Origin of the sequence: Halorubrum sp. CGM5_25_10-8B, assembly GCF_005435095.1 — an archaeon.
In the GTDB taxonomy this organism is placed as follows: domain Archaea; phylum Halobacteriota; class Halobacteria; order Halobacteriales; family Haloferacaceae; genus Halorubrum; species Halorubrum ezzemoulense.
On sequence record NZ_SGTY01000006.1, the window covers coordinates 208,479 to 220,579 of the forward strand.

Annotated in this window: 12 protein-coding genes; 3 read left to right on the forward strand and 9 right to left on the reverse strand. The window is 68.5% G+C overall.

Annotated elements, in window-relative coordinates:
• Positions 1-55: 55 nt before the first annotated feature.
• Both EXE51_RS07805 and EXE51_RS07810 read right to left on the reverse strand, forming a co-directional pair.
• A complete protein-coding gene (locus EXE51_RS07805) occupies positions 56-796 on the reverse strand; it encodes a helix-turn-helix domain-containing protein (RefSeq protein WP_094580003.1) in 741 nt (246 codons plus the stop codon).
• A 159-nt stretch (positions 797-955) separates the two neighbouring features.
• On the reverse strand, positions 956-1,528 hold the full coding sequence (locus EXE51_RS07810) for a peroxidase-related enzyme (protein WP_049930536.1): 573 nt from the start codon (positions 1,526-1,528) through the stop codon (positions 956-958).
• Positions 1,529-1,664: 136 nt separating this feature from the next.
• On the opposite strand from EXE51_RS07810, the gene EXE51_RS07815 reads away from it, so the two are divergent.
• Positions 1,665-2,138, forward strand: a complete 474-nt coding sequence (locus EXE51_RS07815) for a PaaI family thioesterase (RefSeq protein WP_049930535.1) — start codon at positions 1,665-1,667, stop codon at positions 2,136-2,138.
• Positions 2,131-2,976: an amidohydrolase family protein gene (locus EXE51_RS07820; protein ID WP_089308222.1), complete on the forward strand. Its 846-nt coding sequence runs from the start codon at positions 2,131-2,133 to the stop codon at positions 2,974-2,976. Before EXE51_RS07815 ends, EXE51_RS07820 begins: the two co-directional genes overlap by 8 nt.
• Before the next feature lie 55 nt (positions 2,977-3,031).
• Here the strand turns inward: EXE51_RS07820 and EXE51_RS07825 are convergent, their stop codons facing one another.
• The 7 genes from EXE51_RS07825 to EXE51_RS07855 all read right to left on the reverse strand — a co-directional run bounded on the left by EXE51_RS07825 (position 3,032) and on the right by EXE51_RS07855 (position 11,479).
• Positions 3,032-4,195, reverse strand: coding sequence for a phenylacetate--CoA ligase family protein (locus EXE51_RS07825; protein ID WP_049930533.1), 1,164 nt, complete (start codon positions 4,193-4,195; stop codon positions 3,032-3,034).
• Positions 4,196-4,332: 137 nt separating this feature from the next.
• Positions 4,333-5,379 carry a branched-chain amino acid ABC transporter permease gene (locus tag EXE51_RS07830; protein ID WP_049930531.1) on the reverse strand — a complete coding sequence of 349 codons (1,047 nt, stop codon included), beginning with the start codon at positions 5,377-5,379 and terminating at the stop codon, positions 4,333-4,335.
• Positions 5,380-5,466: 87 nt separating this feature from the next.
• The gene (locus EXE51_RS07835) at positions 5,467-6,420 is read right to left on the reverse strand and encodes a branched-chain amino acid ABC transporter permease (RefSeq protein WP_049930529.1); all 954 of its coding nucleotides are present in this window, start codon (positions 6,418-6,420) and stop codon (positions 5,467-5,469) included.
• A complete protein-coding gene (locus EXE51_RS07840) occupies positions 6,421-8,499 on the reverse strand; it encodes an AMP-binding protein (protein WP_137692368.1) in 2,079 nt (692 codons plus the stop codon).
• Positions 8,500-9,333 carry an ABC transporter ATP-binding protein gene (locus EXE51_RS07845; RefSeq protein WP_129452547.1) on the reverse strand — a complete coding sequence of 278 codons (834 nt, stop codon included), beginning with the start codon at positions 9,331-9,333 and terminating at the stop codon, positions 8,500-8,502.
• Positions 9,333-10,184 carry an ABC transporter ATP-binding protein gene (locus EXE51_RS07850; RefSeq protein ID WP_049930523.1) on the reverse strand — a complete coding sequence of 284 codons (852 nt, stop codon included), beginning with the start codon at positions 10,182-10,184 and terminating at the stop codon, positions 9,333-9,335. Before EXE51_RS07850 ends, EXE51_RS07845 begins: the two co-directional genes overlap by 1 nt.
• A complete protein-coding gene (locus EXE51_RS07855; protein ID WP_080508555.1) occupies positions 10,184-11,479 on the reverse strand; it encodes an ABC transporter substrate-binding protein in 1,296 nt (431 codons plus the stop codon). Before EXE51_RS07855 ends, EXE51_RS07850 begins: the two co-directional genes overlap by 1 nt.
• A gap of 160 nt (positions 11,480-11,639) precedes the next feature.
• Here EXE51_RS07855 and EXE51_RS07860 point away from each other — a divergent pair, with 160 nt between their 5' ends.
• On the forward strand, positions 11,640-12,035 hold the full coding sequence (locus EXE51_RS07860) for a universal stress protein (protein ID WP_049930521.1): 396 nt from the start codon (positions 11,640-11,642) through the stop codon (positions 12,033-12,035).
• The last annotated feature ends 66 nt before the right edge of the window (positions 12,036-12,101 follow it).

A 12,101-nucleotide genomic window follows, 5' to 3' on the forward strand; every position in this document is an offset into this window, starting at 1 on the left:
GTCCCGAAGCTACAAAAGCGTTGGTCCGGCCCCGCTCGCGGGCGATCAGTCCGGCTCACGACGAGTCGGTCCGGTCTCCCCCGTACGCGGCGTCGATCGGCTCGCCCTCCGCGAAGCGATCGAACAGCGCGTTCATCACCGACGACTCGGCGCGAGAGAGGTGCTCCCAGACGGTCGTCGAGCCGAGGCCGAGTTCGGCGGCGACCTCCTCGACGCCCACGCCGCCGCCGTGGTCGTAGTAGCCCGCGGCGATCGCGGTGGCGAGGACCTCGCGCTGCCTGTCGGTGAGCCCGTCGAGGAGGCCGGACGCGGGGAGCTGCGGCGAGCGCTCGATGGACGCGAGCTCCACGTTCCGCGCCAGTTCCACCTCGTTCCCGCCGCGTTCGAGCTCGCGCATCACCGCCGAGAGGTCGTCGTCGTCCTCCAGGTACGCCGTCCAGCGCTCGACGCCGCCGGAGATGGTCGTCCCCGTCCGGTAGTGGATCCCCAGCCGCGAGAACCGCTCGCCGATCCCGTCCCAGTCGGCGGCCGAGACGTCGATCGTCAGTGCGACGTAGGCGTGGGCGCCCTCGATCGGCGCGAGCGGCTCGGCCGACACGATCAGGTCGAACTCGCGGAAGTCCTCGACGAACGCCGCGATCTCCGCCGCCGGACCGGTGAGCTCGGCGATCCGCTTGCGCTCGGACCCGCTGCCGGTCATCGAGGAGACGGACCGGTACCGCACCTCCGGGTGGCGCGCGCTCACCTCGCACTCCGGCTCCCCCGCGTGGTGGATCCGGAACGTCACTTCCCGCATGGCCGATTCGAGGTCGCCGAGGTTCAAACGGGTTCCGGACCGGTCGCGAGCCGTCCTCGTCGGTGGCGGCGCGTCGTCGGTGGCGGCGCGTCGGCGGTGGCGGCGCGTCGGCGGTGGCGGTGCGTCGTCGGTGGCGGCGCGTCGGCGGCGCGGGCGCGGTCAGTCGCTGCGCCCCATCGCGTAGAACTCGTCGTTCGGACGCATGTCCGCGACGGTCGCCATGCGGTTGGAGAGGTTGAAGAAAGCCGCCACGGAGGCGATGTCCCACACTTCCTCCGGGGAGAAGCCGGCGTCTCGGAGCCGCTGTACGTCCTCGTCAGTCACGGCCTCGGGCGACTCGGTGAGCGTGACGGCGAAGTCGAGCATCGCCATGTGGTGGTCGGAGACGTCGGCCTGCCTGTGGTTCGTGGCGAGCTGGTCGGCGAGCTTCGGCGCGCCCGCGTAGATCCGACAGAGCGCGCCGTGGCCGACCACGCAGTAGAGGCAGTCGTTCGCGCCCGACACCGCGACGACGATCATCTCGACCTCCTCCCGAGCCAGCGGCGTGTCGGACACGAGCGCGTCGTGGTACGCGAAGAACGCCCGAAAGTGGCTGGGCTTGTACGCGAACGCCGAGAACACGTTCGGCGTGAATCCGGCGTCTTCCGTCTCCTCGTCGATGCGGTCGCGGAGGTCCTCGGGGAGGTCTTCGTAGTCGGGCACGGGGAACCGTCGCATCGCGTCCTCGTTCATACCCCCAAGCGCGCGCCGTGACCACAAAGCCGTTCCCCCGGACTACCCATCGCTTCGCTGCTCTCCAACGTCTCGAACGGTCTCGTCGACCTGGGCGGTTGATTTATGCGGGGGCGTGCCGTGCGTTGGCACACGCATGCCCGACCCGAGCGACGCCGGTCCGGGAGCCGGCGACAGCGACCGCCGGCCGGCGCCGAGTTCGGGAGAGGCAGACCGGACGGCGGTCGTGGAGCGGCTGTACGGCGAGGTCCCCTTCCACCGGCGGCACAACCTGGAGGTGCTCGCCGTGACACCCGAGCGCGCCAGCGTCAAGCTGCCGTTCGATCCCGGGCTCGTGGGCAACCCCGACCTCGGCGCGGTCCACGGGGGCGTCGTGAGCGCGCTCGTTGACCTCGCCGGCGCCGCCGTTTTCGTCGGCGGGCGCGAGGCGTTCACGCCCACCATCGACCTCCGCGTGAACTACCTCGAGGCCGCCGGCCGGGAGCCGCTGTACGCGACGGCAACGGTTGACCGCCGCGGCGCCGACATCGGCGTGGCGAGCGTCGAAGTCGAGTCCGGGGACGCTGTCTGCGCGACCGGCACGGGCGTCTACAAGCTCACCGATGACTGAGTTCCCCGTCGACGGCGTCGTGGACGCGCACGTCCACCTGATGCCCGAGCGGCTGATGGCCGCCATCCGAGAGGCGCTGGGCGAGGCCGCGGGCTGGACGTTCGACCACCCGACCGACCGCGACCGGATGGAAGCGGCACTGACCGCCGCCGGCGTCGAGCGGTACGTCGCGCTCCCGTACGCCTCGCGCCCGGGGACGGCGGCCGACCTCAACGAGTGGGTGATCGAGGCTGCCGCGGACTCCGAGATGGCGGTCCCGTTCGCCACCGTCCACGCCGGCGACGACGACCCGGGGACCGTCGTCGCGGACGCCCTCGACGCCGGGGCCCGCGGCCTGAAGCTCCAGTTGCCGGTCCAGGGGTTCGCGGCCGACGACCCGCGGCTCGACCCCGCCTACGAGGCCGTCGCCGCCCGCGACGTGCCGGTCCTGCTCCACGCCGGGACGGCGCCGATGTTCGAGGACAGCCCCCACGTCGGCGTCGAGCGCTTCGAGTCGTTTCTCGCCTCCTACCCGGACGTGCGGGTGTGCGCCGCGCACATGGGGACGTACGAGGTGGACGCGTTCGTCGAACTCGCCCGCGACAACGGCAACGTCTTCCTCGACACCACCTTCGCCATGTCGAGCGTGGCCGAGACGTACATGGAGTTCGACCCGGCGACGGTCGCCGACGAGACGCTGATCGAGCTCTCGGAGTCGGTCATGTACGGCTCCGACTACCCGAACATTCCGTATCCGTACGCCCGGGAACGAGAGCACCTGCTTGCGCGGGATCTCCCGGTCGAAGCGCAACGGAACATGTTCTCTCGGACCGCGCGCCGCTTCCTCGACGGCGACTGAGCGACGATGCCGCCTCCTCGACGGCGACTGAGCGACGCCGATGCTCGGCGGGCGCTTAGTACCGCTCGTCCACGACGCCGGGCTCGTCGAGGTCGGCGACCAGTTCGACGGCGTCCGGGGTCACGATGAGGCGGTCGCCGAGCGCCGCGCGCAGTTCGTCGGCGTCGGCCTCGCCCTCGCAGATCACGACGAGGCGGTCGGTGGTCTCGGGCTGGGACACTTCGACGCGGTACTCACCGGTCAGTCCCTCGAAGCCGGCGAGCACCGTCTCGATGCTCTCCGGGTACACCTTCACGCCCTTGACCTTCAGCCGCTCGTCCGTGCGGCCGATGACGCCGTCGGGCAGCACGACCGTCCCGTCCCGGACCGCGAGTTCGGCGAGGTCGCCGGTCCGGTAGCGCACAAGGGGAACCCCCGCTTTTCTGAGGTGCGTCACGACGACCTCCCCACGCTTGCCGGCGTCCAGCACCTCGCCGGTGTCCGGGTCGACGACCTCCACCACCGCGTAGTCGTCGACGACGCGGAGGCCGTCCTCGGCCGCGGTCTCGGCCGCGACGGGCATGATGTGCCGCGTACCGAAGTAGTCCACCGCGGTCGAGGCGTCGAGCGCGTCCTTGACCGCCTCGCGGCGGCCGGGGATCGACGTGAACGGCTCGCCCGCGCCGACGAACGTGTCGACCGAGCCGCCCTCGGCGCCGATCTTCAGCGCGAAGCTCGGGTTGCCCACGACGGCGTCCACGTCGTACGCCTCGATGGTGGCGGCGGCCTGCTCGGAGTCGCCGGGGCCGAGCGGGAACACCTCCGCGCCGAGGCGTTCGAGCGCCCGATGGAGCACGTACCCGGTGCCGAACAGCTCGTAACCGAACGTGTTGACGACGCGGTCGCCGGGCTCGACGCCGGCGCGTTCGAGCACGTCCGCGTTGGCGGCGGCCTGGGCCTCGAGGTCGTCGGCCGTGTCGAACACCGGTCGCAGCTGCTCGCCCATCGGCGAGAACGTGACCATGGCTGCGCCGTCGTACAGCGACCCGCTCGGCGGCGCGGCCTCGAAGTCGGCCTCGAGCTCCCCCGCCGTGGTGAACGGGAGCGACCGGAAGTCGGCCCACGAGTCAACCGCCGTCGGGTCGACGCCCGCGTCCGCGAACTTCTCGGCGTAGAAGTCGCGGTCGGCGACCCGCTCCAACTGCTCCCCGACCGCAGCCAGTGTGCTGTCGTCGTACATCGCGTTAACACACGAAAAACTGGCACATAAATCTCCGTCACGGGCGGGGCGTCGAAGTCGACCGCGTCAGATCAGACGGATCGCGTCAGGTCAGACGGGAGCGACGCGACCGTATCGCGGCGCGCGGGCCGTCGCGCTCAGTACGCGAACGGCCACGTGCGCAGGTACTCCTTGATCTTGCCCAGCCCGGCCAACACCCCCTTCGGCTCGACGGCGAGCACGACGATGATGATCGAACCGAAGAACACCGGCAGCAGGGCGGTCGCGTTGGTTCCCGTGAGGTCGGCGAGGTAGTTCAGCCCGTCGTTGAGGTAGTCCTGCACGAGCGTGACGACGCCGACGCCGAGCAGCGCCCCCCACACGCGCCCGAGGCCGCCGAACAGCAGCATGACGTAGTGTTCGAGCGTGAGCCCGAGGGTGAAGTACTCCGCGTTGATGAAGCCGATCTGGAACCCGAACAGCCCGCCCGCGACACCGATCATGAACCCGCCGATGGCGAACGCGAGCAGCTTGTTCTTGAACACGTTGACACCGAGGACGGACGCGGAGAGGTCGTTCTCGTGGATGGCGCGGAACGTCTTTCCGATCCCGGTCCGCGAGAGGTTCAGCGACAGCAACGCGAACACTAACAACAGCACCAGCGCGAGCAGGTACTTGTCGATGGTCGTGCCGAGGGCGCCGACCGGGCCGACGAGGCCCACGTTCGAGGGCACCGACTGGGTCGTTCCGCCGTGGATGAACGCGAGCTGCGGGTTCACGAAGAACCACTCCTCGGCGATGAACTGGAGCGCCAGCGTCGAGATGGCGATGTAGAACCCCTTGACCCGGAACGACGGGAGGCCGAAGCCGACCGCGACCAGCGCGGAGATCAGGCCGCCGACGGCGAGCGCCGGAAACAGCCCCGCGCCGACGGCGAGCAGCCTGCTCGTGCTGTACGCGCCGATGGCCATGAACGCGCCCTGCGCGAGCACGATCTCGCCTGCGTAGCCGAGGATGACGTTGAGCCCCAACACCGCGATGGCGAAGATGTACGCCTGCGTCAGCAGCGTCACGGTCCCGCCGCCGAGCAGGAACGGCGCGATGAAGGGGATCGGCAGCCCCAGGGCGAGCGCGATCTTCTGCGTCCGCCACCGGACGAGGCCCATCCGCGACTCGTAGTCGGTGAAGTACTCACCGCAGGGCATGCGACCACCCCCCTTCGGCCGCGGCCGTTCGAGTCGTCGGTACGCCGCCGGAGCGCCGCGTGGCGCGCGAACTGTGTCCGTTCATGGTCAGAGCCTCTCTATCCGCTCGGTGCCAAACAGGCCGTACGGCTTCACCAGGATGACGACGAGCAGGAGGATGAGGGGGAGTATCTCCCCGAACCCCGCGCCGAAGTTGGCCTGAACGTCCGTGAACGGGACGTACACCGCCGTGCCGCCCACGAGGTAGTACGAGCCGAGTTCCTGGAGGACGCCCACGACGATCGAGCCGATGAACGCCCCGGGGATGCTGTCGAGGCCGCCCAACACGACGGCGGCGAAGATGATGATCCCCGTGTTCTCGATGGAGACCGCCGCCCCGCCGCTGGAGGTCGCGAGCAGGATGCCGCCGATGGCGGTGATGGCGATCGAGAGCGTCCACGCGAGCGCGATGGTGCGCTCGATCGAGACGCCGAGCACCATCGCCGCCTGCTCGTCGCTGGCCGACGCCCGGAGGATCGACCCGGTGACGGTCTCGCGGAAGAACAGCATCAGCACGGCGACGACGACGAGCGCGATGGCGACGGCGATGGCGTACGCCGCCTGTATCGAGGTGCCTAGCGGGAGGCTGAGCTGGCCGCCGAACGTCAGCGCCGACGGGTACGCCTGCGCGTTCTGGCCGTACAGGAAGAAGACGACGCCCTCGAGGATGCTGCCGAGCGCCAGCGTCACGATGATGACTGACAGCACCGGTTCGCCGATGAACTGGCGGAACACGACGCGTTCGAGCGCCAGCCCGAGCACGAGGCCGAGCAGGACCGTCACGAGCACCGCGGCCCACGCGGGGATCGCCGCCGGGAGCACGGTGGCCGTGCCGAAGACCACGACCCCGTACGCGCCGATCATCGCGATCTGGCCCTGCGCGAAGTTCAGGACGCCGGTCACCTTGTAGATGAGCGAGAAGCCCATCGCCACGAGCGCGTACAGCGCGCCCAGTCCGAGTCCGCTCAGCGAGATGTCGATGAACGTGACCCAGTCGACCATCTAGCTCACCTCCAGTTCGCGGTCGTCGTCGAGGACCGGTTGGTCCACGTCGACGATGCGCATGACGCCGCGTTCATCGGACTCTCTGCCGTCTTGGTACGTGATCGTGAGCTCCATTGCTATCTCGGTGCTGCCGTCGTACAGGGCGGTCACGAGGTCGCCGTACCGGTCCACGGCGACCTCGCGGCGGAGCTTCCCGGTGCGGGTGAGCTCCCCGTCGTCGGCGTCGAACTCCTTGAACAGGAGCACGAACCGCCGGATCGGGTTGTCGAGGTCCTCGTTGGTCTCGGCGACCACTCCGCGAAGCAGCTCTAAGACCGGTTCCTTCCGCGTCAGGTCGCTGTACCCCGCGTACTGGATGTCTCGCTGGTCGGCCCACTCCGCGACGTTGTCGTACCGAATGTTCAGCACCGCGGTGAGCTCGGCGCGGTCGTCGCCGACGACCATCGCCTCCTTCACGTAGGGGTTGAACTTCAGCTTCGTCTCGACGCTGATCGGCGCGACGGCGGTGCCGTCGCTCATCTCCAACACGTCGTCCATCCGGTCGAAGATCCGCACGTGGTCGTCGTCGGTGAGCGCGCCGAAGTCGTCGGTGTGGAGCCAGCCGTCCTCGAACGCCGACTCCGTCTTCTCCGGCATCCCGTAGTAGCCGGAGGTGACGACCGGGCCGCGGACGAGGAGTTCACCGCCCGGCGTGATGCCCACCTCGACGTTCGGGAACACCTCGCCGACCGTCTCGACCTGGACATCGTCGTCGCGGTGCATCGTCACGAAGCCGCACACCTCAGACTGCCCCCAGATCTGCTTGAGCGGGACGCCCATCGCGTGGTAGTACTCGAAGTGGTCCTCCCCGAGCGGGCCCCCGCCGGTGTAGACGTTCTTCGCGCGCTTCAGCCCGATCTTGTCGAGTATCGGGCGGTACGCCACCCAGTACGACAGCCAGTGGGCACCGCGCAGCCACGCCGGCGGCTCCTCGTCGTTCCTGTCGCCGATGACGTACTCGGCGTACTTCTCGCCGATGCTCGTCGCCTTCTCGTACACCCAGCGCTTGAACCGGGTGGTGTTCTCGACCTTCGCCTTGATATCCGCGACCCACGCCTCGTACCGCTTCGGCGACGAGAAGATGATCTCCGGGCCGATCTCGCGGAGGTCCTCCTCTTCCGTTTCGGGCTGTTCGGGGAAGTTCGCGGTCCAGCCGGCGACGAACGCGGCCGCGAGCAGGATCATCTGCTCGCCCACCCACGCCATCGGGAGGTAGGAGAAGTAGTCCGACTCCTTCGGCAGCGGGTCGATGTCGATGGCGGCGTTGGCGAGGTTCACGAGGTTGAAATGCGAGAGCCGGACGCGTTTCGGCATCCCCGTCGTCCCCGACGTGGGCGCGAGCATCGCGGTCGCCTCCGCGGGCACGGCCTGGATCTCGGACGCGAGGTAGTCGTCGCTCACGGCCCCGGACTCGCGGCGCTCGCGGCCGCGCTCCTCGACGTCCTCGTAGGCGACGATCTCCGGGTCGCCCGGCTCGGTCTTCTCGCCGTTCTCGTACCGGAACATCCCCTTGTCGTCCCGGTAGATGATGGTCGACAGCGACGGCACGTCGCCCGAGACGAGGAGGAGCTTGTCCACCATCTCTTGGTCTTCCGCGTACACCACCTCGGGCTCGAGCAGTCGGAGCTGCTTCTCGATGTCCTCGGGCAGCATGTCCTCGTAGTTCGGGGCCGCCATCCCGCCGAGGGACTGCGCGGCGATCCACGCCCACAGCTGGTGCGGGCGGTTGTAGCCGATGGTGAACAGCACGTCCTCGTCGCCGAACCCGTACTCCTCTAAGCCGAGCGCGAACCGCTCCACCCGGTCGTAGTACTCCTCCCAAGTGAACTCCTGCCAGACTCCGTACCGCTTCCAGCGCAGGGCGATGTCGTCAGGATGCTCGGCGGCGTGGTCGATGAGGATCTCGGGGAGCGCCCGGTCGGAGACGATGGGAACCGACTCGCCCTCCGGCGCGGTCAGGACGCGCTCGACGGAGAGCCCCGAGTCGTCGGAGTCGCCCGACGCGACGCCCTCGCTCTCGGCGTTGTCGGCCGCCATCTACTCGACCCCCGTGTAGACGCGGGCGACCTCGGGGTCGTTCGTCACCTCCTCGGGCGGCCCGCGGGCGATGACGCCGCCCTTCTGCATGACGATCATCCGCTCGGAGACGGCGGTGACGACTTCGAGGTCGTGCTCGATCATCACGAGCGTCAGCCCCTCCTCCTCGTGGAGGTCGGTCAGGAAGCGGATCATGTCGTACTTCTCGTCGAAGGTGAGCCCGCTCATCGCCTCGTCGAGTAGGAGCACGTCCGGTTCGAGCGCGAGCGAGCGGGCGAGGTCAACGCGCCGCTGGACGCCGAGCGGCAGCGTCGACACCGTCGTGTGGCGGTGTTCCCAGAGCTCGAGGTAGTCGAGTATCTCCTCGACGAACCGCATGTTCTCGGCCTCCGTCTTCCGGCCGGTCCCGTAGTACAGCATCGCCGAGAGTACGTTCGGGCGCTCGGCGACGGCCCGGGTCGTCATCACGTTCTCTAAGACGTCCTCGCTCTCGAACAGCTCCAAGCCCTGGAACGTCCGCCCGATGCCGTGGCGCGCGCGGTAGTGTTCCGGCCTGCCGCTGACCTCCTCGCCGTTCAGGAACACCTCGCTCCCGGCGTCGGGCGTGTAGAAACCGTTGAGGATGTTCAACAGCGTGGTCTTCCCGGCCCCGTTCGGACCGACGATGGACACCCACTCGCCGTCGGCGACACCGAGGTCCACGTCGTCGACGGCGGTGATCGAGCCGAACGTCTTGGTCACGTTCCGGCAGCCGATCGCGGCGTCCTCGGGAGAAACGTGAGTCCCGCCTCTGAGCGCCGCCGCCCGCGTCTCGGCCTCCTGATCGGCGCTCATCAGGTCCACCTCTTGCGGATCTTGTAGTGCCTGATGTCGGTGTAGCGGGAGTCCTCGCTGGACGTGCCGAGGTAGAACTCCTTGATCTCCTCGCGCTGGACGAGATCGTCGGCCGGGTCGTGAAGCTCTATCTGCCCGTTCTCCATGACGTAGCCGTAGTCGGCGATCTCCAGGGTGCGCTTGGCGTTCTGGTCGGCGATGAGCATCGTGATGTCCTCCTTCCTGTTGATCTCCACGAGCGTCTCGAAGATGTCCCTGACAAGTTTCGGCGCGAGGCCGAGCGACGGCTCGTCCAACAGGAGCAGGTTCGGCCGGTGGATGAGCGCTCGCGCGATGACGAGCATCTGCTGTTGCCCGCCGCTGGCGTAGCCCGCCTTGAGGTCTAAGATGTCCTCCAACTGCGGGAAGTACTCGAAGGCGATCTGGTAGTCGTCCTCGTCGAACCGGAACCGGCGGCCCTCGCGGTAGAGCCCGCACCGGAGGTTCTCCTCGACGGTGAGGTCCTCGAACACCCGCCTGCCTTCGAGGATGTGCGTGATGCCGCGGCCGACCATCTCGTTGGCGCCGTAGTTGGTCACGTCCTCGCCGCGCAGGAAAACGCGACCCCGCGTGACCTCGCCGCGCTCGCTCCGCCCGATGCCGCTGATCATCTTCAGTATCGTCGATTTCCCGGCGCCGTTCGGGCCGAGCAGCGCGACGATGTCGCCCTCGCTGGCCGACATCGAGACGCCCTGCACGGCGAGGAAGTGCCGGTCGTAGACGATCTCGACGTTGTCGAGTTCGACGACCGGTGGATCGCCGTCGCCCGCCGCGGCCGTCGCGTCCGCGGTCGTTTGCTCGTCGGTCGCCATCACAGTCCGATCCAGGAGTCGCGACGGGGCAGTTCGACGCTGGTGTCGAAGCTCAGGCTGCCGTCGGTGACCTCGAACAGCCGCCCGTTCATCGTCGGGCGCCGGTCGTCCTCCGCGTAGCTGAACGGCTCGGCGAGGCCGAACATGTCGTCGTCCTCGATGCCGAACATCCCCTGTCTGACGTTCGGCCCGGTCGTGACGTCGTTCCCGGCCTCGGCCGCGTTCTGCAGGCCCTTCAGCGCGAGCAGCGCGTGGATCACGCCGCGCACGTAGTTGAGTTGGGCGACCTCCGGGTCGTCCATGCTGCGCCCCTCGCGCTCGAAGTTCGCCTCGATGATCTCCGCGCCCCGGCCGCCGCTGTCGAGAGCGCCCTGGAACGTTCGGAACGCGTTGACGTATCGCACGCCCTCGAAGATGTCGGGCGACTGCTGGACCACGCGCTCGTCGACGGTGTAGGTCAGGCCGCACACCGTCAGGTCGGGGTAGATGTCCTGTCGGTCCTCCAAGAGCACCCGCATCGGCGCGGACGTGTTCTGGTGGATGAGGTAGTCGATCTCCTGGTCGCGGGCCTGTCTGAGCTGCGTGGTCGCGGAGTTGGCGGTCAGCGGGAGGTTGATGTCCGAGGCCACGTCGAGCCCGAGCTCCTCGGCGTACTGCTTGCCGCCCTCGACGGGCGACCGCCCGAACGCCGTGTTAGAGAAGATGAACCCGACCGTCGCCTCGGGGTCGTTGTCCGCGATCCACCGCAGGTGGGCGCGGGCCTGGCTGGTGTAATCGAGGTTCCCGAAGAAGTTGTACGGGAACTCCTCGGTGACGAGGTTCGCGGAGTAGGACGCGGAGACGTACACCACCTCGTCGTCCGCGACGGTGCCCGCCAGCGCCTCGGTGTCGGCGGTCCCCCAGCCGATGATCAGCGGCGGCGACGACTCCGAGGTGTACTGCTGGTAGTACTGCTGGGCCTGCGGCACCTCGTAGGCGTAGTCGTTGTTCGGATGGTCGATGCTCACGTCGAACAGGTCGTTCTCGTTGATGTACGTGATGGTGTCGCGAGAGCCGATGGCCGTCGGCCGGCCCACGTCGGAAGTCGCGCCGCTCTCGTCGTATATCCCGGGCACCGTAACGGAATCGGGCATCCCCCCGCTCCCTCCGCCGCCGCTGCCGCTTCCGCTGTCTCCGCCGTCCCCGCCGCCGATACATCCGGCGAGCGCCAGCGTCGCCGCTCCGGCGGCACCGCTCTTCAGGACGTTGCGCCGCCGGTACAGCCTCGTCGGATCCCCTGTGTTATCATTTGTCATGAGTATCTACCTACCACCCAGAGCAACGTACTACATAATCATTAGGGATGGATTCACTCGCCTGCGGGCGGTCATTCGGTCGCCGCGGCGCTCGAGAGCACCGCGCGGAGCGATCCGGTCCGCCGAAACAGTCAAATGCGAGTGCCGCAACGACTGTCGCATGTTCACTTTTGTCGTGGGTATCGACGCGGACGAGGACCGGGCCAGCGCGCAAGCCGAGACGATCGCGTCGATGCCGCTGGAGACGGACGACGTGACGGCGGTCCTCGTCCACTCGTTCAGCGAGAACAGGGAGGGGGGCACCGTCGAACAGGTAAAGTCAGTTCGGGTCGCTCGGTCGCGACTCGAAGACGCCGGGATCGAGGTGACGCCCGAGGGGTACGGCGGCGACGCGGCCCGAGCGATCCTCAACGTCGCCGACGAGTACGACGCCGACCAGATCGTCGTCGCCGGGCGGAAGCGCACCCCAACCGGGAAGGTCCTGTTCGGCAGCGTCACGCAGAGCGTCATCCTCGACACCGAACGGCCGGTCCTCGTCTGCAGCGGGGGCGAGTAACCGACCTCACCCTGCTTCGCTCGCGCTGACAGGCTCGCTCGTTGGGGGGGGCTCGCTCGTTGAGGG

Bases quoted from the DNA above. Each gene is read 5' to 3' on its own strand.
- EXE51_RS07805 (WP_094580003.1), bottom strand. From the start codon at position 796: ATGCGGGAAGTGACGTTCCGGATCCACCACGCGGGGGAGCCGGAGTGC.
- EXE51_RS07810 (WP_049930536.1), bottom strand. From the start codon at position 1,528: ATGAACGAGGACGCGATGCGACGGTTCCCCGTGCCCGACTACGAAGAC.
- EXE51_RS07815 (WP_049930535.1), top strand. From the start codon at position 1,665: ATGCCCGACCCGAGCGACGCCGGTCCGGGAGCCGGCGACAGCGACCGC.
- EXE51_RS07820 (WP_089308222.1), top strand. From the start codon at position 2,131: ATGACTGAGTTCCCCGTCGACGGCGTCGTGGACGCGCACGTCCACCTG.
- EXE51_RS07825 (WP_049930533.1), bottom strand. From the start codon at position 4,195: ATGTACGACGACAGCACACTGGCTGCGGTCGGGGAGCAGTTGGAGCGG.
- EXE51_RS07830 (WP_049930531.1), bottom strand. From the start codon at position 5,379: ATGCCCTGCGGTGAGTACTTCACCGACTACGAGTCGCGGATGGGCCTC.
- EXE51_RS07835 (WP_049930529.1), bottom strand. From the start codon at position 6,420: ATGGTCGACTGGGTCACGTTCATCGACATCTCGCTGAGCGGACTCGGA.
- EXE51_RS07840 (WP_137692368.1), bottom strand. From the start codon at position 8,499: ATGGCGGCCGACAACGCCGAGAGCGAGGGCGTCGCGTCGGGCGACTCC.
- EXE51_RS07845 (WP_129452547.1), bottom strand. From the start codon at position 9,333: ATGAGCGCCGATCAGGAGGCCGAGACGCGGGCGGCGGCGCTCAGAGGC.
- EXE51_RS07850 (WP_049930523.1), bottom strand. From the start codon at position 10,184: ATGGCGACCGACGAGCAAACGACCGCGGACGCGACGGCCGCGGCGGGC.
- EXE51_RS07855 (WP_080508555.1), bottom strand. From the start codon at position 11,479: ATGACAAATGATAACACAGGGGATCCGACGAGGCTGTACCGGCGGCGC.
- EXE51_RS07860 (WP_049930521.1), top strand. From the start codon at position 11,640: ATGTTCACTTTTGTCGTGGGTATCGACGCGGACGAGGACCGGGCCAGC.